Origin of the sequence: Sulfuricurvum sp. (assembly GCF_049277495.1) — a bacterium.
In the GTDB taxonomy this organism is placed as follows: Bacteria; Campylobacterota; Campylobacteria; order Campylobacterales; family Sulfurimonadaceae; genus Sulfuricurvum.
The window spans coordinates 1-22934 of the sequence record NZ_JBASYM010000001.1 but is presented as its reverse complement, the minus strand read 5'-3'; the positions used below and the strand labels follow the sequence as shown (position 1 = coordinate 22934).

24 protein-coding genes are annotated in these 22934 nt (G+C 39.5%); 14 read left to right on the top strand and 10 right to left on the bottom strand.

The genetic code is table 11. The features are described 5' to 3' along the window. The first annotated feature begins 1 nt into the window (after nucleotide 1). The 3 genes from WAO38_RS00120 to WAO38_RS00110 are packed head-to-tail and all read left to right on the top strand — an operon-like array spanning nucleotide 2 to nucleotide 4658. Nucleotides 2-1795, top strand: coding sequence for an N-6 DNA methylase (locus WAO38_RS00120; protein WP_422233153.1), 1794 nt, complete (start codon nucleotides 2-4; stop codon nucleotides 1793-1795). Continuing rightward, nucleotides 1795-3378, top strand: coding sequence for a type I restriction-modification system subunit M (locus WAO38_RS00115; protein ID WP_422233151.1), 1584 nt, complete (start codon nucleotides 1795-1797; stop codon nucleotides 3376-3378). Before WAO38_RS00120 ends, WAO38_RS00115 begins: the two co-directional genes overlap by 1 nt. Further along, on the top strand, nucleotides 3375-4658 hold the full coding sequence (locus WAO38_RS00110) for a restriction endonuclease subunit S (RefSeq protein WP_422233150.1): 1284 nt from the start codon (nucleotides 3375-3377) through the stop codon (nucleotides 4656-4658). The genes WAO38_RS00115 and WAO38_RS00110 overlap by 4 nt, the downstream gene beginning before the upstream one ends. On the opposite strand, the gene WAO38_RS00105 is transcribed toward WAO38_RS00110, so the two are convergent. The 4 genes from WAO38_RS00105 to WAO38_RS00090 are packed head-to-tail and all read right to left on the bottom strand — an operon-like array spanning nucleotide 4651 to nucleotide 7582. Next, a complete protein-coding gene (locus WAO38_RS00105; protein WP_422233148.1) occupies nucleotides 4651-5292 on the bottom strand; it encodes an SEC-C metal-binding domain-containing protein in 642 nt (213 codons plus the stop codon). The genes WAO38_RS00110 and WAO38_RS00105 overlap by 8 nt on opposite strands. A gap of 4 nt (nucleotides 5293-5296) precedes the next feature. Further along, complete coding sequence (locus WAO38_RS00100) at nucleotides 5297-6277, bottom strand: cyclic GMP-AMP synthase DncV-like nucleotidyltransferase (protein ID WP_422233147.1); 981 nt, start codon at nucleotides 6275-6277, stop codon at nucleotides 5297-5299. A gap of 10 nt (nucleotides 6278-6287) precedes the next feature. Next, nucleotides 6288-7253: a patatin-like phospholipase family protein gene (locus WAO38_RS00095; RefSeq protein ID WP_422233145.1), complete on the bottom strand. Its 966-nt coding sequence runs from the start codon at nucleotides 7251-7253 to the stop codon at nucleotides 6288-6290. Further along, complete coding sequence (locus WAO38_RS00090) at nucleotides 7253-7582, bottom strand: hypothetical protein (protein WP_422233143.1); 330 nt, start codon at nucleotides 7580-7582, stop codon at nucleotides 7253-7255. Before WAO38_RS00090 ends, WAO38_RS00095 begins: the two co-directional genes overlap by 1 nt. A gap of 140 nt (nucleotides 7583-7722) precedes the next feature. Here WAO38_RS00090 and WAO38_RS00085 point away from each other — a divergent pair, with 140 nt between their 5' ends. The 7 genes from WAO38_RS00085 (at nucleotide 7723) to WAO38_RS00055 (ending at nucleotide 16889) form a co-directional block, all read left to right on the top strand. Then, entirely contained in the window at nucleotides 7723-8772 is a 1050-nt protein-coding gene (locus WAO38_RS00085) for a helix-turn-helix domain-containing protein (RefSeq protein ID WP_422233141.1), read from the top strand. A 2-nt stretch (nucleotides 8773-8774) separates the two neighbouring features. Next, on the top strand, nucleotides 8775-9278 hold the full coding sequence (locus WAO38_RS00080; protein WP_422233139.1) for a PIN domain-containing protein: 504 nt from the start codon (nucleotides 8775-8777) through the stop codon (nucleotides 9276-9278). Continuing rightward, nucleotides 9275-12397 (top strand): type I restriction endonuclease subunit R, encoded by a 3123-nt coding sequence (locus WAO38_RS00075; protein WP_422233137.1) that lies wholly within the window; start codon nucleotides 9275-9277, stop codon nucleotides 12395-12397. The genes WAO38_RS00080 and WAO38_RS00075 overlap by 4 nt, the downstream gene beginning before the upstream one ends. 12 nt (nucleotides 12398-12409) lie before the next feature. Further along, nucleotides 12410-12889 (top strand): hypothetical protein, encoded by a 480-nt coding sequence (locus WAO38_RS00070; RefSeq protein ID WP_422233136.1) that lies wholly within the window; start codon nucleotides 12410-12412, stop codon nucleotides 12887-12889. Between the two features lie 1269 nt (nucleotides 12890-14158). Further along, a complete protein-coding gene (locus WAO38_RS00065) occupies nucleotides 14159-14491 on the top strand; it encodes a hypothetical protein (RefSeq protein ID WP_422233134.1) in 333 nt (110 codons plus the stop codon). Next, nucleotides 14484-15356 carry a hypothetical protein gene (locus WAO38_RS00060; RefSeq protein ID WP_422233133.1) on the top strand — a complete coding sequence of 291 codons (873 nt, stop codon included), beginning with the start codon at nucleotides 14484-14486 and terminating at the stop codon, nucleotides 15354-15356. The genes WAO38_RS00065 and WAO38_RS00060 overlap by 8 nt, the downstream gene beginning before the upstream one ends. 348 nt (nucleotides 15357-15704) lie before the next feature. Beyond that, the gene (locus WAO38_RS00055; RefSeq protein WP_422233131.1) at nucleotides 15705-16889 is read left to right on the top strand and encodes a hypothetical protein; all 1185 of its coding nucleotides are present in this window, start codon (nucleotides 15705-15707) and stop codon (nucleotides 16887-16889) included. 185 nt (nucleotides 16890-17074) lie between these two features. On the opposite strand, the gene WAO38_RS00050 is transcribed toward WAO38_RS00055, so the two are convergent. The 5 genes from WAO38_RS00050 to WAO38_RS00030 all read right to left on the bottom strand — a co-directional run bounded on the left by WAO38_RS00050 (nucleotide 17075) and on the right by WAO38_RS00030 (nucleotide 19610). Further along, nucleotides 17075-17731: a hypothetical protein gene (locus WAO38_RS00050; RefSeq protein ID WP_422233129.1), complete on the bottom strand. Its 657-nt coding sequence runs from the start codon at nucleotides 17729-17731 to the stop codon at nucleotides 17075-17077. Between the two features lie 140 nt (nucleotides 17732-17871). Beyond that, nucleotides 17872-18291, bottom strand: a complete 420-nt coding sequence (locus WAO38_RS00045; protein ID WP_422233127.1) for a hypothetical protein — start codon at nucleotides 18289-18291, stop codon at nucleotides 17872-17874. A gap of 76 nt (nucleotides 18292-18367) precedes the next feature. Beyond that, nucleotides 18368-18547 carry a hypothetical protein gene (locus WAO38_RS00040; RefSeq protein ID WP_422233126.1) on the bottom strand — a complete coding sequence of 60 codons (180 nt, stop codon included), beginning with the start codon at nucleotides 18545-18547 and terminating at the stop codon, nucleotides 18368-18370. 2 nt (nucleotides 18548-18549) lie between these two features. Beyond that, nucleotides 18550-18975 (bottom strand): hypothetical protein, encoded by a 426-nt coding sequence (locus WAO38_RS00035; RefSeq protein WP_422233124.1) that lies wholly within the window; start codon nucleotides 18973-18975, stop codon nucleotides 18550-18552. Nucleotides 18976-19094: 119 nt separating this feature from the next. Then, nucleotides 19095-19610: a hypothetical protein gene (locus WAO38_RS00030; RefSeq protein ID WP_422233122.1), complete on the bottom strand. Its 516-nt coding sequence runs from the start codon at nucleotides 19608-19610 to the stop codon at nucleotides 19095-19097. Nucleotides 19611-20117: 507 nt separating this feature from the next. Here WAO38_RS00030 and WAO38_RS00025 point away from each other — a divergent pair. Together WAO38_RS00025 and WAO38_RS00020 are read left to right on the top strand one after the other, a co-directional pair. Then, nucleotides 20118-20414: a hypothetical protein gene (locus WAO38_RS00025; RefSeq protein WP_422233121.1), complete on the top strand. Its 297-nt coding sequence runs from the start codon at nucleotides 20118-20120 to the stop codon at nucleotides 20412-20414. Next, on the top strand, nucleotides 20411-21544 hold the full coding sequence (locus WAO38_RS00020) for a tyrosine-type recombinase/integrase (protein WP_422233119.1): 1134 nt from the start codon (nucleotides 20411-20413) through the stop codon (nucleotides 21542-21544). The genes WAO38_RS00025 and WAO38_RS00020 overlap by 4 nt, the downstream gene beginning before the upstream one ends. A 78-nt stretch (nucleotides 21545-21622) precedes the next feature. Here WAO38_RS00020 and WAO38_RS00015 read toward each other — a convergent pair whose 3' ends face one another. Then, a complete protein-coding gene (locus tag WAO38_RS00015) occupies nucleotides 21623-22015 on the bottom strand; it encodes a hypothetical protein (protein ID WP_422233117.1) in 393 nt (130 codons plus the stop codon). A gap of 257 nt (nucleotides 22016-22272) precedes the next feature. Here WAO38_RS00015 and WAO38_RS00010 point away from each other — a divergent pair, with 257 nt between their 5' ends. Both WAO38_RS00010 and WAO38_RS00005 read left to right on the top strand, forming a co-directional pair. Continuing rightward, on the top strand, nucleotides 22273-22737 hold the full coding sequence (locus WAO38_RS00010) for a type II secretion system protein (RefSeq protein ID WP_422233115.1): 465 nt from the start codon (nucleotides 22273-22275) through the stop codon (nucleotides 22735-22737). A gap of 122 nt (nucleotides 22738-22859) precedes the next feature. Next, nucleotides 22860-22934 (top strand): prepilin-type N-terminal cleavage/methylation domain-containing protein (locus WAO38_RS00005; protein WP_422233255.1); only part of this gene is annotated, 75 nt, incomplete at its 3' end.

The window sequence follows — 22934 nt, the reverse complement described above, 5'->3', positions numbered from 1 at the left end:
TATGATAAACAAAATTTTAAGTTTTATCGAATCGCACCCAAGCCAAATGAATTCAATGGATTCATTAACATTTCTCTATTTATTACATACTTGGAAAAATCTTTCTGATACGGCTGCAATACCAAAAGAAATTTGTATTGAAAAATATGCTGATGGAAAAGTACAGTTTGGGCAAATGGGGATCTTGTTTGTTGAATTAGCTAACCACAGCGAGGTGTTTCATTCACAGATTGAAAAGTATTCATGGAAATATCATGCAGATAGTAAAACGTTAAACGAATACATTCAATTTGTTCGTGATAATTTAGTATTTCCTAATGTGTCTGAAGCTTTCAATGTTTTATCAGAACGTCAGGGAAGTAAATTCGGTGAGTTCGCCCAACCGGAAGAACTTGTTGATTTACTGGTAAAAATAGCTGATCATGATAATCCTAGAAGTGTCTATATCCCATTCACATCGGGTACTTTACTGGCTGGAGAGCTTGGTAAAGAGGCAAATAAAAAGTTGTTTATTGAAAATATTTATCTCAATCCGGTTGTTTTGGAATTAAGTCGCTATCTTGATCATGTCAATATGGAATATGCAATCAACAATCCAATATATGAGCCAACATTTGTTGATTTGGAAACGCGAACTTTGAAGCAATTTGATGTTAGTGTAGCTATTCCTCCTTTTGGCGGTATCAAAGCAGAGAAAGAAATTGCCAATATTAGATGGGATCGTTATCGTGTTGCAGATACGTTGAATGGATCAAGCAGAAATGGTGAAATTGCACTTATTGAGCATACATTATCACAAACAACAGGGCGTGCAATTTTTGTAATATCACATGGGTTACTCTTTCGAAGTGCTGCGGATTGGATGATTCGTGAGCAGTTACTAGCAAATAAGCAGATCGAAGCAATTATTACATTGCCGGGGAATTTATTTATTCAAAGTGTCATTCCAACGGCTATATTGGTGTTGAACAATCAGCATACATTTAGCGATGTATTGTTTATCGATGCCAGTAAAATGACAAAACGAGTCGGAAAGAAAAATGTTTTGACAAACATTGAAACGATCGTAGATTTGCTGGAAAAACGAGAAAGTGTTGAAGAAGTTTCGGCGTTGGTTAGTTATGAAGAGCTAAAAGGAAATCAGAACAGTCTCAATCCATCACGTTATATTGTCTCGGTAGATGATCAGAATATTCACAATATCCTTGAGGCACACAATACTGAAAAACTTAGTAGTTTGGCTGTTCTACAACGTTCTCAGCTTATTAAAGATGAAGAAATAGATGATGGAATCGAATGTCGTATGGTTATGACCAGCGATATACCTGAATGTGGATTTCTGAGCTCAACGGAACGAGTGATTCGAGTCAAAGAACAAAAAGCGAAGGCTGAAACATACCGGCTCCATCCCTATGATATTTTGCTAGGGGTAAAAGGGAGTATTGGTAAAGTAGCGATTGTAGGAGATATCGGTGAAAGCTTTTGGCTAGCCAATCAGTCATTTCAGGTAATTAGTGTGTCATCATTGAATGAAAAAGATGATGCAATTTATCTGTATATGTATTTAAAATCAGCGGTTGGTCAGCATTTACTTGCATCGATTACTGCCGGTGCGGCAGTGCCACAAATACCAACGAGTGCACTGAAAGATTTGGTTGTACCTTTTAGAGAGCGAAAACTAAAAGAGCGTGCATTAAAACATTTTTATGAAGAGATAGAAATTTATAACGAGATTGAAGTCTTAAAAGATAAAATATCAAACATTAACAAACATTTTTTTGGTCAGGAATCATAATGAGTTTTAAAAACATCGAAGCACTCGAAAAACGGTTGTGGTCAGCGGCGGATGAGCTGCGCGCCAATTCCAATTTAACTGCATCAGAATATTCTCGTCCGGTATTGGGACTGATCTTTTTACGATATGCTGAATATCGCTATCTGATAGCCAAAGAAGCGATTGAATCTGCTCAAACTTCCCGTCGTCGCGGAATAGATATAAAAACCGCAATTCAGGCTGAGGGGGCAATGTATGTCCCCGATGTTGCACTGTTCGATAATCTCCTAAAACTTCCTGATGGAGCTGATATCGGACGTGCGATCAATGACGCGATGAAAGCGCTCGAAGCCGAGAATGAAGCGATCCGTGATACTCTCCCGAAAACCTATACCAAATTTGATAATGCCATCCTTATCACTCTCTTGAAAAACTTTGCGGGGATTCGTTTCGACATCGGTACGGATGTATTCGGGCGTATCTATGAGTATTTTCTCACCGAGTTTGCCAAGAGCGAAGGGCAAGGGGGGGGAGAGTTTTTTACCCCTGCACATTTAGTACGTCTCATCACCGAGATCATCGAACCCTATCACGGCAAGGTTTTCGATCCTGCCTGTGGAAGCGGCGGGATGTTTGTCTCCAGTGCATCATTTGTTGCCGAACACAACCGAAACGCCAGCAGTGAGCTCTCGATCTTCGGTCAAGAAAAGACGGGTGACACCGTCCGTATCGCGAAACTCAATCTCGCGGTTCATGGCTTGCAAGGGGATATTCGTGAGGGGAACTCGTACTATGAGGATATTCACCAATGTGCCGGACAGTTTGATTTTGTCATGGCAAATCCACCTTTCAACGTCAACAATATCCAAAAAGAGCGAATAGCGGATGACAAAGCCCGTTTCCCCTTCGGGATGCCCAACACTGACAACGGCAATTATCTGTGGATACAGCTCTTTTATGCGAGTTTGAATGACACCGGCCGTGCCGGATTCGTCATGGCGAACTCAGCGGCAGATGCCAGAGGAAGCGAAATGGAGATCCGCCGTCAGCTTATTGAAAGTGGCGGAGTGGATGTGATGGTTGCGGTAAGCTCGAACTTCTTTTATACCGTGACGCTACCGTGTACCCTCTGGTTTTTGGACAAGGGCAAACCGCAATCAAGAAAAGACAAAGTCCTATTTATCGATGCACGCCATATCTTCAAGCAGGTCACTCGATCGGTGCGTGATTACAGCTCTGAACAGCTGAATTTTATCGCTGATATCGTCCGACTTTATCGGGGTGAAGCGACTGATGACACCTATAAAACTCACCATGAGGACGGACGCAACGATGGTGAATACACGATAGAGAAGTTTTTCGAAGAGGGTGTGTATCAAGATATCGCTGGATTGTGTAAGGCTGTCACTATTGATGAAATCGCCTTGCAGGGCTACAGCCTCAATCCGGGGCGCTATGTCGGTGTTGCCGCAGGGGTAGAAGACGACGAAGAGGAATTTGCTATCCGACTCGAAACGTTGCAAGAAGAGCTCGAAGTGCTTAATGCCGAAGCGCATGAATTGGAACGAAGCATTGCAGAGAATGTGGCGGAGATTTTGGGATGAGTTCACAATGGCCTGAGGTTGTAGTTAAAGAAGTTTGCGAGTCAGTGGTAGACTGTGTCAATAAAACTGCACCTGTTGTTGATTACATCACACCGTATAGAATGATTCGAACTACAAATGTTAAAAACGGTACGGTAAATCTTGAAGGTGCACGTTATGTGACTCAAGAAGTATATGAAAAATGGACTCGACGCGTGGTTCCACAGTATGGAGATGTTATTTTAACCCGTGAAGCCCCTCTTGGGGAAGTAGGTATGCTCAAAAGTAATGAAAAAATCTTTTTGGGTCAGCGCCTTATGCAGTACAGAGCGAATCCAGAAAAATTAAATAATCATTTTTTATTGTACGCCTTGCAAGAGTCTTTTATGCAAGGACAAATAAGAGCTTCGGGCTCTGGCTCTACGGTTGAGCATATGCGTGTAGGCGATGCAGAAAATTTAAAAATTAAACTTCCACACATTGAGGTGCAACACAAGATTGCTTCTATCCTTTCCGCTTACGATGACCTGATCGAAAATAACAACCGCCGCATTGTGATCCTTGAAGAGATGGCGCGAAGCCTTTATCGTGAATGGTTTGTTAAATTTCGATTTCCCGGTCACGAAGAGGTCAAAATGGTCGATTCGGAGTTGGGGCAGATACCAGAAGGTTGGAGTATATTGAAAGTTGATCAATTGGTTGATTTTCATATCGGTGGAGGATGGGGGCAAGAAAAACCAGATGAAAAACACAGCCAACCAGCCTATGTAATTAGAGGAACTGATATAAATCATGTAACACATGGGAATTCTTCAGTCATTCCTTATCGATTTCATAGCGTGTCTAATTTAAAGAGTAGAAAACTTGAGATTGGAGACATAGTATTTGAAGTGTCAGGAGGAAGTAAAGGACAGCCTGTAGGACGAGCACTACTCGTCTCAAAAAAATTGTTAAATAATTTGCATGAAGATGTGATGTGTGCCAGTTTTTGTAAACTGATTAGAGGGAATAATATTGTTCCAGCAGAATATTTTTACCTTCATCTGAAAGAAATTTACGATAATGGACAAATAGATAAATATCAAGTGCAATCAACAGGAATTACAAATTTTAAATTTCAAGTTTTTTTAGAACAAGAAACAGTGTTGATACCTCCGGAAGCAATACTGAAAAAATTTATACAACCGATTCAAAGCTTTTTTGACCAAATAAATGTTCTTGGATTTAAGAATTTAAATCTAAAAACTCAACGTGATATGCTTTTGCCGAAGCTGATTTCGGGGAAGATTCCTGTTATCTGATATAGCTCATGAAAGTTTTGTAATTTTTTTTAAGAAGATTAGTGGGAATTGTTGCTTTTAAATTGATTAATTCGGGAAGATGGCAGTCTCGAAGCTTTTTTCCACTTCGACAGGGGCATGTTTTAGTAGTTTTTGGGAAGATTTGCAGGGCTATTTTCATCAATTCAGTTATTTGTTGCAAATTTGATAGTTTCAAGATATCTTTGTAGCATTCGAGTATTCCTAGATCTCCGTGACTATAATCTCCATTCGCCCATACACCATGTATCTCATAGTAAACCTGATTCGCAAAGAATGGCATGACAAATTTTTCGATAAAGTCTGTAATCGAATAATCTTTTCCCAAAGCTTGATGCATTTTTACAGGGACCGTGAGACAGCATGTCCCATCATAATTGATGTGACGTTCACCTGAGATAGGAATTTTTCCACCAAGTTCTTTTACTTCCGGTAGAGAATTCGGATAATCGTCGGGTAGTTTTATCTCAATATCAAATGCCGCAATGTTTGCAATTTGAAGTTTTCCACGCATGTAAACAGTGTTGTTTTCAATAAGACAATCAAGTGATGGATAATTTATAGCAAGACGTTCCTGCTCCTCCGTGAAAAAGGAAGGATTGGTTTTCCACCACATCTATTTATTTCCCTAGCCAAGGTCGACTGGCTGTAGATGTTATGGTTGCTAACGAACGTTCGCTCTCTTCATCCATGCAGTCTTTATAGCTTGTCGTAGGAAAGCGTGATCCGAAAACCTTCTGCCATTTTTTGGATTTTTCAACACAGTCTATTTCATCATGCGCAGCTTTTGATTTGTTATATAAAGATGTAAATTCCTCTTGAAACTTCGATTTTCGTGTATCGGAATAGTGAACTGTTATGTCTGTACCAAGTTTAACTGGGTGTGATAAAGAATATCGATAGGTACTCAGATTGTTATAAATACTCTCTACCGTTTTAAAGAATGCAACTTCATCGCTATTGTCAGATTGAAAGTGTTTTTCAGCTAAAACTGTGAGCTGAAATCCACCATAGAGTGTAACAGATGAGTTTTCATCTTCTCTAAAATCTTTCCATCCCTTTAAGCAGCGTACAATACGTCGTAATTGTTCACCTTTTGCAGTAGTGGCTTTGTTAAACCATTCTTTTATTGCTTTGGGGTCACTTTCAATCCAACCAACATTTTTAACTGCCAAATAATATGTCCCATCTTTTTCAGCATAGATTGGAATATCTACATGTTTTTCTTCATTGGCATAAATTGCCCGTACACATTGTGATTTATCAACTGGAGGTGTGCCTGTATGTCCATCTATGGCATCGACTACCCAGCGATGTACCGTAACAGGTGATGGCCATTCAGATACTGGTTTTGATGTATCGAGATGCTGTAGATACAAGCCATCATCAATATCGTATTGCTTAGTTAATGGATTGATCGTCGTATACATGGAAAAAGAACCCTGAATGAAAAATTTTGGAGTCGGGGTTCTATTGTTGTCAGTAAAGGCTTTTTTGATTTTATTTCGTAAAGCGTCTTTATTTGAGCGAAGACTATTCTTTTTAGAAGTCGTCAATTTTATATTCTCATGGTAATCTTTGAACTGTTTATCAAATGTCATGGTAATCCTTTTAGAAGTTTTGATTTATAAAGTTGAATTGCGCTTGATCTAAATCAGCGATACTTTTTAAACGATTGAAGCTTGTCGCATCATCGAGTTGTATTTTAGTCATTAACTGAGGGTTGATGCGTAAATATGACGCATTGTGTAGTTGATATAAAAAATTTGTTTGATAAGCTGCAAGTTGTGATTGTGATTCCATCAAAATATCACTTATTGGTTTTGCCCATTGCAACTTGCCCCCATTTTTAAGTTTATCTACATCGTATGGCACTTCTCCAATTTGTCCTGTGCCGATTGAAAGCAATAATGTTTCAGAAATAGAATTTGGTTTAGGAATTCCTCGTTTACTTGATCGTTCAAATTGCAACGCATCAATTAGAGCTATCAGTGATGGATTATTGGCAGCTATACCACCATCGATTAAAGCCTCTGCATATTTTGATTTTGCAGCTTGAAAGTATGTTGGAGCAGCTGTTGAACCTAAAATCGCATCTGATAATTTTTCATCTATACGAGAACGATTCCGTGACATGTAGTCAGATTTATGAAATCGCGGTTTGGCAGTTGTTAAATCGACAGATGTAATTAATAGATCTGTTTTGACATCGGCAAATGTATAGGGAGTTATTGATGAATCAGTAAAATATTCTTCTGCTTTTTGTGATAAGCTAGTGGATGAGTATTTAGGTGCCCATGTAGAGCTAACTGGATTCTTGCGCATAAGCGGTCCAAAAATAAGTGGGATATCGGCTTCATACATTTCTAAAATTTCTGATGCACTCTTTCCGATTGACAATAGACCTGCGATAATTCCACCTGTTGATGTACCTGCAATTAAATCAAAACGAAGTCCTAAAGGTATCTTCTCCCCAGTTTTATGATCGATATGTTCTTCAATTTTTTTGAGAAAAATCGCTGTTAAATATCCTCTGACCCCACCACCATCGAGGGCAAGTATTTTGAATTTCTCCATTAGTAATACTCCTTACGCAATGAAATAAATGTTGGTAACAATCCAAGATGCTCTAAGCTGTAGTAAACAATACTCGCAATTAAGAATGAAAGTATCCAATATGACTCGGTCAAAAACAGATAGCTGATAAAGAGCAAAGCAGGTATTGCTATCATATTAAGTGCTATTTTCGTATTGTTTTTACGTTCGCGGTAGGTATCAGCTAAATCGTATCTATATAAATATAAAAAGATTCCTACAATAAGTATCAGTAATAGTGCAAGCCAATAGCTTTCTACGAGAGGAACAATTATATTTTTGAGAAGTTTTGTCATATCTAAATTCAACATTTTGTACTCCTTTTGTGAATTATGTTTACAACTATACTTAATTTAAACATAAATGTCAACCTGTTCAGCCTTTATGAAGCAAATTTACTTTACAATCTATATAAAGAACAGTTAATCTGTAAACCATCGAAGGAGTGACGATGTTTGGAGAACGACTAGAGCGGGCACGTAAAGCAGCTGGATTATCACTACGCGCACTGGGTGAAAAAGTGGGTGTTAGTCAAACCGCTATCTCGAAGTTTGAAAAGAATCAACTTGTCCCTGATTCATCAATGTTATTAAAATTATCTACGGCTTTAAATGTTAAAGTGGAATATTTCTTTCGCCAACAATCTGTAAGTTTAAATCTTGATACTGTCGAGTACCGAAAACGGGAGATACCAAAAAAATCGCTGGATTTGATTAATGCGAAGATATTAGACCAGATCGAAAAACGGTTTGAACTTGAATCGGTATTTCCTAATCCACCTTTGCCAGAATTTATACTTTCTTCTGAATTACCGACAAGTGTTATGTGTTTAGAAGATATCGACGGATTTGTCGATAGGTTACGTGCGGATTGGGAGTTGGGATCGGCACCGATTCTGGATTTGATCGACGTGTTAGAAGCTCATGGAATCCGCGTTTTTTCTATCGATGATAGTATTGACAGTAAATTTGATGGCTTGGCTACAAAAATTGAAGATAAGCCTATTATTGTCATCAGCGCTGATTGGCCGGGTGATCGACAGCGTTTTACATTGGCACATGAGTTAGGTCATTTAGTGTTGAAAGGGAAATTACCTAAAGAGATCGATGAAGAGAAAGCAGCAAACCGTTTTGCAGGTGCTTTTTTATTGCCGACACATGCGATCCAACATGAACTTGGTGAACGACGCAATTTTTTAGAAATTCGAGAATTGAGTTTACTCAAGCACGAATTTGGTATCAGTATGATGGGCGCTGTTATCCGAGCTTATCAGACTGGAATTATTGAGAAAAAAACATACTCTACGTTGTGGGAAATGTTTAAGCACAAAAAATGGCTCAAAGAAGAACCTGGGGAACCTTATCCATCGGAAAAACCTCATGTATTCGAGCAACTGGTTTTTCATGCTTTGGCTGAGGATTTTATCGGTGAGTCCAAAGGGGCACAGCTCATGGGAATGAGTGTAATTGATTTTTATCATATGCGCATGATGAGTGCCTAAACATGCAGCTTCTAATCAGTGACAGCAATATTCTAATCGATTTAATCGTTGTAGGGCATATAGGGACAATGTTCCAATTGCCCTATACGTTTGCTGTCCCTGATATTTTATACGAAGAAGAACTCAAGATTCATCATAACGAATTACTGAGTTATGGATTAGAAATTCGAAGTTTAAGCAGTGAAGCAATGGCTTATGCATTTGAACTATCGGCAAAATATACCCAACCGGGTACAAATGATCTCTTTGCTCTTGCTTTGGCTAAAGAGTGTTCATGCCCACTTTTAACCGGTGATGGAGCTTTAAGACAAGCGGCAGAGAGTGAAGCTGTGGTATTGTTTGGAACAATTTGGATTGTTGAGCATATGATTCGTCACCGTTTGATCACTATCGAAGAAGGACGAGAGTTATTTGTTAGTATGCGTGAGAAGAAAAGGCGATTGCCATGGGAAGTCGCCAAAGCTCATCTGAATCAGTTGGAAATTGAATTAGGGAATGAAACATGAGCTACACCGAAGATTCAATCGTTGAACAAAGCGCACTAAGTATCTTTCAAGAGATGCAATGGCAAAATCTAAATGTCTACAAAGAAGATTTCGGTGAAAACGGAACATTGGGACGTTTTAATCGTAGTGAAGTAGTGCTGCGACCGCGACTTCTCCATGCTCTCGAAAAATTGAATCCCTCTATTTCTAAAATTTCCCTCTCTGAAGCTGCTGATATGATTATGCGGGATCGTTCCGCGATGAGCCCGATAGCAGCGAATCAAGAGGTTTATAAAATAATCAAAGACGGTTTGAAGCTGAGCGTCCATAATGATGAGGGAGAAAGCGAAGATGTGACCCTTCGTGTGATCGACTGGGAACAGCCGGAAGAGAATGATTTTCTGCTGTGTTCACAGTTTTGGATTATGGGGGAAACGCAACCTAAACGGGCGGATCTGATCGGATTTGTGAACGGACTTCCACTTGTATTTATAGAACTCAAATCATCACATGCCAAACTCTCTAAAGCCTATAACGAAAATCTAAAAGATTATAAATCATCTATCCCTCAGCTTTTTTGGTACAACCAGCTCATTATCCTCTCAAACGGTATTGCTTCTAAGATAGGGACGATTTCGAGCAGCTGGGAACATTTCAGCGAATGGAAAAAAGTTGAACGTGAAGATGAGCCGAGACGAGTAAGTTTGGAAGTGATACTACGTGGAACCTGCGAGAAAAACCGCTTGCTTGATTTGATCGAAAATTTCACCCTCTATATCACGAAAAAAGAGACCGTAAAGATCGTCGCAAAATATCATCAGTTCCTCGGTGTCAACCAATCATTAAAAGGTATCGGACATATCAAGGAAATCGAAGGAAAACTCGGGGTGTTCTGGCACACACAGGGGAGTGGAAAAAGCTTTTCGATGACATTTTTTGCTCAGAAAATCTTTCGTAAGATTCCGGGTAACTGGACGTTTGTTATCGTGACTGACCGCAGTGATTTGGATGATCAGATATACAAAGGGTTTCACAGTGCAGGTGTATTGGCAGAAGAGTGCCAAGCAGATTCAGGGGATGATTTGCGACGTCTACTCAGCGAAGATCACCGATTTGTCTTTACCCTCATTCAAAAATTCCGTGCACCTCTTGGTGAGATCTACCCTCTGTTATCAGAGCGTGATGATGTTATTGTCATTACCGATGAAGCCCATAGAAGTCAGTATTCATCCATGGCAATGAATATGCGTTCCGCATTGCCTAAAGCATCTTTTATCGCGTTTACGGGAACACCACTGCTTTCTGGTGAAGAGAGAACCAAAGAGGTATTTGGTGATTATGTGAGCGTATACAATTTCTCCGATGCAGTTGAAGATGGTGCGACGTTACCGCTCTATTATGAAAACCGTGTTCCCGAAGTAGGATTGAAGCGCGATGATTTGGGAGATGCGATTCTCGAACTACTCGATGAGGCTGATCTGAGTGATGAACAAGAGTCGAAGATGGAGAGAGAATTTGCCAGTGCCTATCATATCATCACTCGCAAAGAGCGCTTAGAGACGATTGCACATGATATCGTAGAGCATTTCATGGGGCGAGAATATATGGGCAAAGCGATGATGGTCTCTATCGATAAACCCACTGCGATCAAGATGTATGATTTGGTACAGATAGCGTGGAAAGCAAAAATAGAGCAGCTCGAAGCCGAATCAAAAACGGCAAGAGGCAGTGTATTATCTAAGCTGCAAAATGACATCGAGTATATGCGTCAAACGGATATGGCAGTTGTCGTGTCGGGTGGTGCAGGTGAAGAAGATCGACTGCGTTCACGTGGCGTAGAAATAGCACCGCACCGATACCGGATGGAACATGAAAAGCTTGATGAGAAATTCAAAGATCCCGATGATCGACTGCGTATTGTGTTTGTATGCGCTATGTGGCTGACTGGATTTGATGCCCCTGCTGTTTCGACACTCTACCTCGATAAACCTCTTAAAAGTCATACCCTAATGCAGGCGATAGCACGAGCTAATCGACTTTTCCCCGGTAAGCCTAATGGTCAGGTTGTCGATTACATTAGTATATTTGGAGCACTAAGAGAAGCTCTGGGGTTGTATGGAGCGACACTAGATGGATCAAAAATTGATCTTCCGGCTATTGATAAAGAACGTTTGTATGAAGCGCTAATGGTTGCGATGTCCGAAGCTAAAAACTTTTTAGGCGATCATGGTGTTTCGTTGCAGGCTATTATCAATGCAACACAACTTGAAAAGCTTCGATTGCTCGATGCTGCCAGTGAAATGATGCAAGAGCCGTCGAATAAAGAAACATTTACATCCTATCTGCGTCAAATCAATCGTATCTTCAAAGGAATCTTACCGGATGTACGCGCAGAAGCGTTTATAGCGGAGCGTGTAGCGATTAATGTCATCTATCAGCAAATGAGGTTGAAGGCTGGTGAAGACATTGATGATGAAGAGGTATTGCAGGTTCTACGAGATAGAGTTAACTTGCTATTGGACGATGCAATCGAAACCGTAGAGATTAAATCACACCTGCCGTCTCCGGTCAATATTTCTCAGATCGATTTTGAAGCACTAATGAAGATGTTAGAACAGATGGCTTCACCGACACGATCCGAAGCGGAACGACTTAAGAATATTATTGAGCGAAAACTGAACGTTATGATCGAGCAAAACAGTTCACGTTTGGATCTCAAAGAAAAGTTCCAAGAGTTGGTAGAGCGGTATAACCTCGGAGCGGCTAATGCCGAAGTCTTTTTTGAAGAACTAAAACGCTTCATCAAAGAAGAACTCAATCCCGAAGAGAGACGTGCCACGCGAGAAGAATTGAGCGAAGAAGAGTTGGCAATTTTTGATTTGATTGCATCGGGTGTTGAACTGACTGAAAAAGAGCGTATAGAGGTTAAAAAAGTGGCGCATGAGCTGTTAGAGACATTGAAACTGCTTTTGGTTATTGACTGGCGTAAGAAGCAGCAAACTAAAGCTAAAGTGCGGTTGACGATCGAAGAAGTATTGGATCGGTTACCTCAAAAATACGATGAAGAGTTATGGCCACGTTCGGTTGAGATGGTGTATCAGCATGTGTTTGATAGTTTTGGCGGCTTGAGAGCGTCATAAGAGGAGAAGTAGATGGAAAAATGTATAGATTTAAGAGGTAGAGGATTGATGGTATTAGATCACATTCCTTTTGAAGAATTCATAAGATATGAGTATTGTATTTTACGTCATTATACCTCTTCGTCATTATTAGATAGCATTCAAAAAGATGGTTTGTTACCTCCATCCCAAAGTAATATTCAGTCATCAAACTTTGATTCGCAGTCATCAGATGAAGACAAACACTATATATATTTAACTGGTAACCAAGATTGGGTATTCTCTAAAAATGCTGTTGAACTTCATGGTGGAAAGCTAGTTGAATTAACCGTAAAAGTAGCATTGATGTCTGTCGAAGCAGATGATTATAGTGAACTTTATTCATCGAAGGGCATTGATCCTAAAGACATGAGTATTGTTCATGATAAGCTAACAAAAGGTCTGTGGAGAAATTGCAGAACACGTTACTCAATAAAGCCTGAAGATATATTAGAGATTTTAATTTTGGACTAGAATGATTCTAAAAAATCTATCTTAAAACTAATTCTCTCATAAGACCAACTTGATTAATTTTCAAGAATGGGGGGGGTGTTAGAAGTAATGATGGCAAAAGGACGAGAGCAAATGGGGAGTTAAAGCCAATTGCAAGGAGGACTTGGAAGTTTGTGTCCTAAGATGCAAAACAAAGGGGCCGATTTACGAAGCTCTCTTTCCGGTGACAAAACCGGTGATGGCTCCACCAATAATCATAAACAAAGCTGCGGCAATAACGCCAATCATGGCATAAATGATATAGATACCCATAATGATACTCCTTTTTCCGATATGCACAATTCTAACATAGAAGCCGAAAAGATGCCCTTCAAATTGATTGAAGAGCGTTTAGAGGGTATTGCTTTTATTTTTTATTTTCTGTAGAATTTTTGCAGTCTCTTTAATTTCGAAAGAAAAAAAAACACTTTCCCCCCTTGCTTAGGCACGCCAAAGGCAAGGTATAGTTCTGCAAAGCTAAACAAAAAGAGAGGATAGTGTGGAGCGAGCTACGGAATAAATCCGATCCGATTAACGCTCTCTTTGCTGATGTTACAGTCAAGAACGGTACTACAATGTGCACTATGCAGTAACGCACCGCTTTTTTAAAAAGCAAAGTTACAGAACCAGCAAGCACGTAATTATCCTCCGCTAAGGGAATATAGAATTCCCTAAACGGGGATAATTCTCTCTTTGTTCCTTTAGCGGACGATAATTAACAAGATACTTTGCTTCTCTACACTTAACCCCTACGGGGTGATCGCTGAGCGATCGGGGGCGCATTTAACGGCTTGGCCGTGTCTGTAGAGCCCGTCAGGGCGCGTCAGACACGGCGCAAGCGCCTTGAGACGAAAAACCCCTCAAAGAGGGGATTTTGAGGCTCAAAAACCGCCTTTTTAGTAGGGCAAAAACCGCCTTTCGACAAAAGGCAATCGGCTATAAACTGCAAGCCGATCACACTACACACTACAGCGAAAAAACCACATTTAGCAGTACCTATTTTTCGCACTACAGCAACACAAAACACCAACTTTATGAAAGGAAAATGGCCTTACTTGCATTATTTTCGTCGATTTTTTAAAATCGCATTTCTAAGCCACACATTCCAGTTCTCCTTCATAAGCGTCCACGGGGCGCGCGAGTGGTGTTTTGAAGCCCCGCAACCACGGTAGGGTCAAGCCTTACCAAACGCATTTAGTGCGTTTTAAACGCTCTTAGGAGCGTTTAAAATCATTTTATGGAGGTAAGAATATGGCTCTTTACGATTTATGGCAAGTTGCAGGACGAATTCACGGATTTATACGCAAAAATCCGAATGCTTCACCTGATTCGATCCGACGTTTTCTTGAAACGATCGAGATAGATCAGAAAAAAGCAAGTTTTACAGATCAGCGGCTTTTTGAGTTCTCGGACGAAGGAAAATTAATGCTAAAACGCTATGGTTCGGACATTGACGAACTTTCTAAAGCGGGGAAGCGAGCGCAAGCAATTGAAACCGCTTTAAAGAAGAAGTATCCGAACTCCAAAGTAAAAATCCCATCTCGGTCAACAATCGAAAAATACATAGGGCTCAAAAATGGCTAATTTGAAAGGGAGTGATCACGATCGTCAAATTTACGATGCGCTGTATCGGCTCGAAGCCAGAGGAGAGGGAAGAACGGGCGAAGCACGGAACGATGCTCTCAATCACTCTCACGCTGTCGTAGAGAAACGAACAATGGTTCTTAAGGACTTTTCACGCTATACGACAGAAAAAGGCTTAGAGGGCAAATTAAATCAACTAATGACACGAGAAAACGTAACCGAATTTTTAAGAGCGCGCACGGATGGGTTAAAATCCTCTTCTACTGAGGGATACGTGAGCAATTTCTCAGCTCTAGTAAAAGGCCTGGCATCGAAAAACATTACTATCCCCGTTGCCGGTAGTGATCGAGCTAAATTTTTTGCTGAACTCAAAAATGAACTCGGGCGAACTGATCACAAAAATTTTGAGAAAGGGCGCTATATTGCAGAAGATCGAGCAAAAGAAATCATCTCAACAATTAACACGAGATCGAGCGCAATAGCAGAACTCCAATATATGCATGGATTTCGCGCAAGTGAAGCAAGAGAGATCGTAAACCATAGCGAGAAATATTTGAAAGAGAATACTATCGAGCTTGTAAAAGGAAAAGGAGGGCAACCGTACCGGGTGAAAGAAATTTCGAATGAGCTAAAGGAAAAAATAGAGAGATCGACAGAGATTATTTCGAAAGGGAAATACTATCGAGACATAGAAAAAGTAATCGAAAAAAATAGAGCTCACGATCTGCGGGTTACTTTCTCAATTGATAATTATTCGAATTTGAGAACCAAAGGTATGAGTGACAGAGAAGCGAAAAAAGAGACGACAGAAGAGATTAACCACCATCGAGGGAGTATGACAGAATACTATCAGGCGAGGGGGTAATTCTTTTGAGAAATAATTTTGTCATCGGAAAATGTAAATGCATGATTCAATGTAAAGTGAACCCTTGCCTTGAGCGAAATGAAAAAAAACAGCATACTGCTTAATTAAATAAGGTATACTTTAGACATCTAAAAAATAAGTGGTTGTAGTATAAATAATCTATAAGAACGCCCATTCAATAATCAAAGTCGAAGAGCATTGTTTTTGTATTTATCGCCGATTTTTATTTATAAGCTCTTGCAGATCGATACCTGATCTTGATTGCAATAGATGATCAAAACACCAAAAGCATTTCATTAGTTTCCGTACAATATACACCTGAAATCAATCAATAAAGGAATTGCATATATGATTAACAAAGTCACCATGGGGACAATATTTCTATTACTTGCCACTTTGATATCCGCATCTGAAGAAGTTTCAATTTTTAGTGGAAAGAAAATCGCAATTAAGTATGAAGATGGCAAATCACCAAAAGATTACTATGATCAAGTATTCGAAATATCAAAGCAATTCGTTGTATCAGGGGATATCCTCTCTTCCGAAATAACACAAGAAGGCGAGCATGCAGGTCTAATCAAGGTTCTTGTCAAAACAGATAGTCTTAAGGAAGCAATGGATGAACGGAATCTTCTGACGGATTATATCGGCGAACGCTTTGCAGATCAGAATCCAAAAATTACAACTAAACTTGCTTCATTTCCAGAGAACAGGTTCTTTGGCGACAAACGCATAGGCTACATAATCAATAAGCATGAAAGCTGCTTTTATGAAGATTTTTTGACGAAGGCGCTAAAGCAAAATGGTGCAGAAATTGTTAGCGCAAGCCAGAATCCCGACATCATTATGACTGTCGGGGTTGATACATGCTTAACAAATTGGGAGCTAAATAAATATCTTGCAAGTAAGATGCCTTATGGTATTTCTCTTAGTGGTATCAATAAGGCTGCAGGAATCCCCAGTGAAATTCAAAGACCAAGTGCTCAAGCTACCATTGACAACGATCTTATGAGAGCAGGATCTTCGACTAATATTGCATTAGGCGGCCACGATAATGTGGGCTTGGCATTAATGGGTATTGGTGCAGCCGTAAGCATTCTTGACAAATTTTCTAGTGGTAAAGCGGCAGACAGTGATCTTGTAATCGAACTGGGCAAGGAAATTGATCTTGTCCGATACCACATAATATTAGAGGGTAGGGACAAAGAGAGTGTTTCCTTCTACAGCACATATACCGGGACGGCCCAGCACGAAAAATACTCACCTATTGCTGGAGGCGCTTTTGTCTACCCAATGAAAATGCTGTATCGGCATATGCTAAACTGGGCTAATGACAGTAAGGTAATGAAGGATTCCTTACTTGCTTATCAAAAAGAGCCAGTTTTATATAAATCGCTAAATATGCTGATTATGGGTAAAGAGTATAAAGATGATACGGTTGTATCTACATCTCTCTCCAGTGACACAAATTTAACTACTTCAAAATCTGTAAAACTGGCGTCTAAAAAGAAACAAAAGATCAAAAATAAGTAATTTTTGGAACCCTCAAGCATGTTGAGATTTTCATACGCGTGCTCCAAAAAGGTTGGTGTACGGCAAGATGTGAGTAATTGCTAAAGCATGTCTTTGACCCTAAAGGGTTGTATGGATTCTATTCTGGCAGAGTTATGAATTTGTTTCTTTCACTGCATATAGCTCAAATTTTGATAGCTCAAAACCTATAAAAACATTTGCGATTCAAGCGCCCTAGCTTTCTTTTCTGCTATGGCGATGAGCTTACATATGTTGTCGTCTTTTTTAGAATAAATATTATAATTTAAAATTATTCTCTCTATTGTTTTAATCGCTTTTTCAACATATTCGTCGGACGATCTCATAATGCTTATTGCATAGATGGCGCTGACCTGCAAGTCAAGATTAAATTCATTTGATCCATATTTATCCTTGATCGTATCGTTTTTGCCGAAGCTATATAACAGTGTCAATATAAGTAAGTCAGGAATGAGTTTATTATCGATTTCAAATTGGGATGCATAAAAAACGATGTGATAAAGATGGAGTAAGTGGTTTACTTTTTCGTATTTTTTATACTCTGCATCAGTAATATCATCCTTATCCGATTCATTGACAGAAGATTTTTTGTCGAATTCGTATTCTTCTGTATCATGTAATGCGGTCAGTGCCAACGTTTTGTGCTTAGGGTACTTTCTCATTATCTCCCATATCATTTGTGCATAATGCGTTTTAAATTTGACATTTAAAAAAGAATTTTCTTTTTTAATGGCTGCAATTTTAGTTTCTCTAATAAAATTCATCACGTCAATTGCCAATGAAATCCTCATCCAAAACAGTGTACCTTTATCCAGTGTTGCCATATTTGTTTCCTCCCTTTTTTTGTTCTACCCTATAATATGTGAAAAGCTGATTTTGCGGAGAGGTTTTTAGAAAATATGGCTTTTAATGGAGGATGACGTAGAAAACTTGCTTTACATTAGCCGAATTATCAACTTTACTTTTACTCCCACATCTTCTCAAATACTCCCAAAATCTCGTTTGTCTTCACCACATCAATCAGCTCTCCGCTCATCGTCTCAAACAGACATCGGATCCCATTCGACCCCTGAAGTTTATATGTATCGGCATTGTATTTTGAAATAAAGATATCCTTCGAATCGAGTTTCAAGAAATAGGTCAGTTCCGGTATAAACTCGGTATCCTGCAAAAGAGTATCGATGTGTTCATCAGTACAAAGTTTTTGTATTATTGGCTGGGGAAGCGGAATCGTTTTCCCAAATGTGTTCACCTGCTGCATAAATACCCGGGTAAGTTTCTCAAATCCCTCTTTCGTATCCTCGCGTTCCCACTCAAGCTCTATTGAAAATTCAATCTTTCCGCATGCAAGGTTTGATGGGAGGTAATAAGCATCATAGATCATGTGTCGATACTCCCATGGTTATAATCTCCTTTTTTGGTACTTATCTCTACTGAGAAAGCGGCTGCTACATACAGGCTTAAAACCACTCCAGTATTTTCTTGGTTAATGGATCATCGGGATGAAAGATGATCTGTGCACCTGCAAAACTGAGGGCGAATATCAGCAGTGTCCCTATCCAATCATGCATATTATGAGAGTGGATACCTAGTACGATAGGCGGGATAAACAATGCACCCGCCAGTAGTGTGCGTTTCATCTCTAGTCTCTGCCGTTGATTCTATAGACCGGTTTGGTCTCGGAGAAATAGGCCGCCATGGCAAATAAAATGATGAGCGCACAAACAGCGATAGGGACATAGAGAATGAGCTGGGTCAGTGTGCCTATAATGGCCATCTTTCGCGGGACCTTTTCAAAATTCCTAAGTATGATTAAAAAAAGGATTACTCCTCCTATCCCTATCATGAGTTGACCGTTGAGCAAATCGCCGTGATGGAGCAATGAGGCTTTATAGGTACCGTATCCGATAACGATCATTGCGTATGCAAAGATGATTGCAACGGAATATCGAAAGGTAAAGAACTGATACCCCTCACAGGTATAGTAGGTGTAGCTGTTAAACCAGTTGATAAACCAATAAAGTACCGCACCGGTTGTAATCAGTCCAAGAAGTGTAAGTATTATCATGATCTCTTCTTTTTTACAAGCACTCGTTGATACGAGAGCCGTGGTATCCCCACAGCGATTGCAGCCGTTTCAACTCCTGTGTATCCGTGTTGGATTGATACTTTTTCATGGCTTACTCCTTATTTCTTTCTTTCTTGTACATTGGGTTTATCCTTATCCAGCTTGCGTTCAATATTTCTATCAAATGATTCACGCCATGGAAGAGTTGTTTCTCTAAAGAGCAGAAGCGTTATTGTCCCAACGATATAAACAAGCCAATAGGCAAACGATGAGGGCTCATGGGCACTCTCTTTGATAACATGGCAAAGATTTAGATTATTACGGATCTGATCGTTTTTTACAAACCCAATCTGTTTTTCCCATCTCCACCCATTGTTGGGATCGACTAAAACACTTTCGCCTCTCCATAATCCGCATTCGAGTGCGGCACCCTCATTAAAGCGTTTCAAGACATACTCTTTAGCAGCATAAGTGCAGTGATTTCCATAGAGGATAAAAACAATTCCTCCCAAGACGATCATTCCAAAAAAAGGCATAGCCGGTGTTTTACCCAACAATATGAATCCCACACCGATCAGTATTAAAATACTCAGTGTCCACAGTTCGATACTGCTGGTATAGATTAAAAAATTCATATCAGATCTCCTCTATTGTTTGAGAGATAAAAACTAACCTTTGATTTCTTTATTTTTTTATCGATAAAAATATCGATGTTGGTGTAGTGAAATGGTTTCATAGGTTCCTCCTGTTCAGGGGCAGTAGCATCACGCTAAGCTGTTGTATGAAGAATTTCTGTTCAGAGCAGAAATCCGGACATGAAAAGGTCCTCCTCTGATTGGGCCTTTTTTAAATGATTCGACAATAGTAAAAATCTGGTCAGGATTTTATACAGGGTGAAAACAAAATGAATAGCTAACTCATCTTGTTGTTCAGGAAACTTTTCAAGAACGTTCTTGGTCGCGATTGGAGTAATTGTAGAGCATAATTTAAAAAGATGCAAGCGGTTAAAAAAGAAGAAAAAAGCATTCTTTTGTACTAATCAGAAGATAGAAAAGAAAATTTGATTAATTTGAGAATATTTTGCTCCGCAAAAAAAGAAAATCACATATTATAGAGTAGAACAAAATTCATAAAGGAATAATATGAAACTTGAGCCCGAAGACATTATTGAGATCACCAAGACCCTAGAGCCGCATTTCAAAATGCTAATAGAAACAGTCAATAAAGAGTTGCAGCGTCAAATCAATCCATTTGTTCTAAGTAGTGCGCGTGCTGCAAAATTACTAGGGCTTAAATCAGAGTCTACTTTACGCAAACGGCTTGATGAGGGTAAATATATTGAAGGGTTTCACTATATAAGAAAAAATGGTAAAATTCTCTGGCACCGCGACAACCTTTGGCTCGAAGAATTCGACAAAAACAAAGGAATCGCATCATGAATTACAATGTTACAATCGTTAAAAAGCCGGGTAGTAATCGGCTATATACCAGTTACCAGTTTAATGGCAAACCAGTAGTAAGAAGTACCGGTCTTCCAGATACCTCTGTCAATCGTGCACACATCAATAAGTTCATCATACCAAAATACATCGCTGCACTTGTAGAAGGACGTGATCCTACGGCTGTAGCTCGCAAGCTCTCGTATTATCTCGATAAGGTTTTGGAAAATTCCAAAAATCGAGGAAAAAGCTATTCTACGCAAGCCACTTATGCATCTGGAGCAAAAAAAGCTTTAGAGTTGCTAGGAGATAGACCTATAAATACCTATAAAACCTGTGAAATTGAAAAGATGATTGATTCGATGGTGAGTAAACGTAAAAATAGCCAAAAAACAATTAGTACCTACTTGGCTCCATTATCACTTGCCTTTGACGAAGCGATTAAAAATGAAGAAGTAGGCGTTGACAGGAACCCTGTGACACTAGCGACACGTCCCAAAAGAGAAAAAGAAGAAAAGATGAAGCCATTCACACTGGCTGAAGTGATGAATATGATTCATGCTGCACCCGGTGAGTTCAAAAAGTTTCTCATTTTGGCATTTTTTACCGGTATTCGACATGGTGAAGTCTTAGGAATTCAACGGGGAGATTTGGATATTGAAAACAATATTATCAGCATCAATAAACAGTTTAACATTACTTATAGTCAAGAAAATGCGAAGTTGAAAACACATAAAAATAAATCTCAATACGATAGTAAAGTGCCATCGATTATTTGGGGTCTACTAGGAGAACTTCCGACAGTTCCCAATGCAAATGTAATTGATCGTACTAATATGAAAAAAGCAAAACGTGATTGGATCCGAGAAGAATGGGGAAAAGCTCTTTTTGAAGCGGGGATCAAAGCTGAGGGAAGAACACCTTACGTAACGAGACACACGTTTGTGTCCATTGCCCTGAGTACAAAAGTCAATCCATTACTTGTGACAAATAATACAGGTCACACCGATTTGAAAATGATTGAAAAGGCGTATGGAACTTTGGATCTTCAAAAAGAAGATTTTGAAGATTTGAGTGATATGATTCAGAAACAAATTTCAGCTCAAGATGCAGGAAAATTGGCAAGTTAATCGAAAGTCCAATCTTGATCCCCCTATTTTAGGAGGGCTTTAAGGGTTCTCTAACTAAACGAGAATTAAAGTGGCGGATTATTTAAATTGTGATGCCAATTCGGTTAAAATCTTGGGCGCCAATGCCTCGGTCCCGTTATATTTCTGGAGCTTAACCCCGACGTTGCTCATACTTTTAGCGGTATTTTTACATGCCATTTTCACGACAAGGTAATCACAGTCTTCAATGGTGTCAGCCATGGTGTCGTGTGCTTTGATATGTTCGACATCATCTGCATCGTGGTCGCACGTGTGGTGCTCATCATGATCGTGGTGCTCTTCTCCCGCTGCTTTCGGATTGGCACGAAGCCCTTCGAGGGTAAAACTTTTAAACATTCCGCCGCTGAGATTAAACACGGCAAAATAAGGGGTATGTCCGGCATTTCCGGCCATTTTCAGATTCTCATCCATTACAGGTACAGCAATTTTCATAGTGTCTCCATTTTAAATTAACATCATCGGAACTTGTTCCGATTGGCTACGTTAACACTGGGTTTCCCTCAGCGGGAAGCTCAGCGCACTAATGCGCTTTATTTACTGGAAATTATGCCATAGAGACCTTTAAATACCCGAATAATCATAATCTTGTCAAATAATGTTTGATTTAAACATTTTATAAGATATTGAAGTCCATAATGATGATAGGGTTACGAGTGTAATCACTATTTTAAAATTCAAAGGAGTAAACCATGAAACGTTCAGGTTTTACTATGATCGAGTTAATCTTCGTTATCGTTATCTTGGGTATTTTGGCAGCAGTGGCGATTCCACGTCTTGCGGCGACACGTGAAGACGCGCAGATTTCAAAACTGGCTACCAATATTTCTACATTGAAAACAGAAATCGGTTCTTCAATCGTTGCAACTGGAACAGTTGACTTTTCTCCTGGTCAAGCTACATGGGAAAATGCTTCTAATACAGCGCGTGAGATGCTCGCGGCAGGTGATGCGAGTGTTAATGGTGATACGCTTTCATTTATTGACAAAGCGAATGCAGATGCCGTTTGTCTGACAGTACAGATTGATGATACCAATACCAGTAACGTTCAAATGGTAACAGTGCATGGTGACGGAGCGTCTGCACTTTGTGACGGAGTTCAAAATATGGTTCCGGAAGGGAATGTAACTGTTTCTGGACGTAATGTCGTATATTGATTCTAGATTAGTTTTTTTATCTATTCCTGACCTTTGGGTCGGGAATAGATACTTATTTTGAATTGATTTTTGGGATTTATAAATGATTGTAAAAATCAGTCTAAAATAAAGTTGGCAAAAAAATGAAACGAACTGCTTTTACAATGATCGAGTTAGTTTTTGTAATTGTTATTTTAGGAATTTTAGCGGCGGTAGCT

Bases quoted from the DNA above. Each gene is read 5' to 3' on its own strand.
- WAO38_RS00040 (WP_422233126.1), bottom strand. From the start codon at position 18,547: ATGAAACGCACACTACTGGCGGGTGCATTGTTTATCCCGCCTATCGTA.
- WAO38_RS00030 (WP_422233122.1), bottom strand. From the start codon at position 19,610: ATGAATTTTTTAATCTATACCAGCAGTATCGAACTGTGGACACTGAGT.
- WAO38_RS00070 (WP_422233136.1), top strand. From the start codon at position 12,410: ATGGAAAAATGTATAGATTTAAGAGGTAGAGGATTGATGGTATTAGAT.
- WAO38_RS00080 (WP_422233139.1), top strand. From the start codon at position 8,775: ATGCAGCTTCTAATCAGTGACAGCAATATTCTAATCGATTTAATCGTT.
- WAO38_RS00105 (WP_422233148.1), bottom strand. From the start codon at position 5,292: ATGTGGTGGAAAACCAATCCTTCCTTTTTCACGGAGGAGCAGGAACGT.
- WAO38_RS00065 (WP_422233134.1), top strand. From the start codon at position 14,159: ATGGCTCTTTACGATTTATGGCAAGTTGCAGGACGAATTCACGGATTT.
- WAO38_RS00050 (WP_422233129.1), bottom strand. From the start codon at position 17,731: ATGGCAACACTGGATAAAGGTACACTGTTTTGGATGAGGATTTCATTG.
- WAO38_RS00090 (WP_422233143.1), bottom strand. From the start codon at position 7,582: ATGTTGAATTTAGATATGACAAAACTTCTCAAAAATATAATTGTTCCT.
- WAO38_RS00100 (WP_422233147.1), bottom strand. From the start codon at position 6,277: ATGACATTTGATAAACAGTTCAAAGATTACCATGAGAATATAAAATTG.
- WAO38_RS00035 (WP_422233124.1), bottom strand. From the start codon at position 18,975: ATGATAATACTTACACTTCTTGGACTGATTACAACCGGTGCGGTACTT.
- WAO38_RS00060 (WP_422233133.1), top strand. From the start codon at position 14,484: ATGGCTAATTTGAAAGGGAGTGATCACGATCGTCAAATTTACGATGCG.
- WAO38_RS00110 (WP_422233150.1), top strand. From the start codon at position 3,375: ATGAGTTCACAATGGCCTGAGGTTGTAGTTAAAGAAGTTTGCGAGTCA.
- WAO38_RS00055 (WP_422233131.1), top strand. From the start codon at position 15,705: ATGATTAACAAAGTCACCATGGGGACAATATTTCTATTACTTGCCACT.
- WAO38_RS00115 (WP_422233151.1), top strand. From the start codon at position 1,795: ATGAGTTTTAAAAACATCGAAGCACTCGAAAAACGGTTGTGGTCAGCG.
- WAO38_RS00010 (WP_422233115.1), top strand. From the start codon at position 22,273: ATGAAACGTTCAGGTTTTACTATGATCGAGTTAATCTTCGTTATCGTT.
- WAO38_RS00015 (WP_422233117.1), bottom strand. From the start codon at position 22,015: ATGAAAATTGCTGTACCTGTAATGGATGAGAATCTGAAAATGGCCGGA.
- WAO38_RS00025 (WP_422233121.1), top strand. From the start codon at position 20,118: ATGAAACTTGAGCCCGAAGACATTATTGAGATCACCAAGACCCTAGAG.
- WAO38_RS00075 (WP_422233137.1), top strand. From the start codon at position 9,275: ATGAGCTACACCGAAGATTCAATCGTTGAACAAAGCGCACTAAGTATC.
- WAO38_RS00095 (WP_422233145.1), bottom strand. From the start codon at position 7,253: ATGGAGAAATTCAAAATACTTGCCCTCGATGGTGGTGGGGTCAGAGGA.
- WAO38_RS00045 (WP_422233127.1), bottom strand. From the start codon at position 18,291: ATGATCTATGATGCTTATTACCTCCCATCAAACCTTGCATGCGGAAAG.
- WAO38_RS00120 (WP_422233153.1), top strand. From the start codon at position 2: ATGATAAACAAAATTTTAAGTTTTATCGAATCGCACCCAAGCCAAATG.
- WAO38_RS00020 (WP_422233119.1), top strand. From the start codon at position 20,411: ATGAATTACAATGTTACAATCGTTAAAAAGCCGGGTAGTAATCGGCTA.
- WAO38_RS00085 (WP_422233141.1), top strand. From the start codon at position 7,723: ATGTTTGGAGAACGACTAGAGCGGGCACGTAAAGCAGCTGGATTATCA.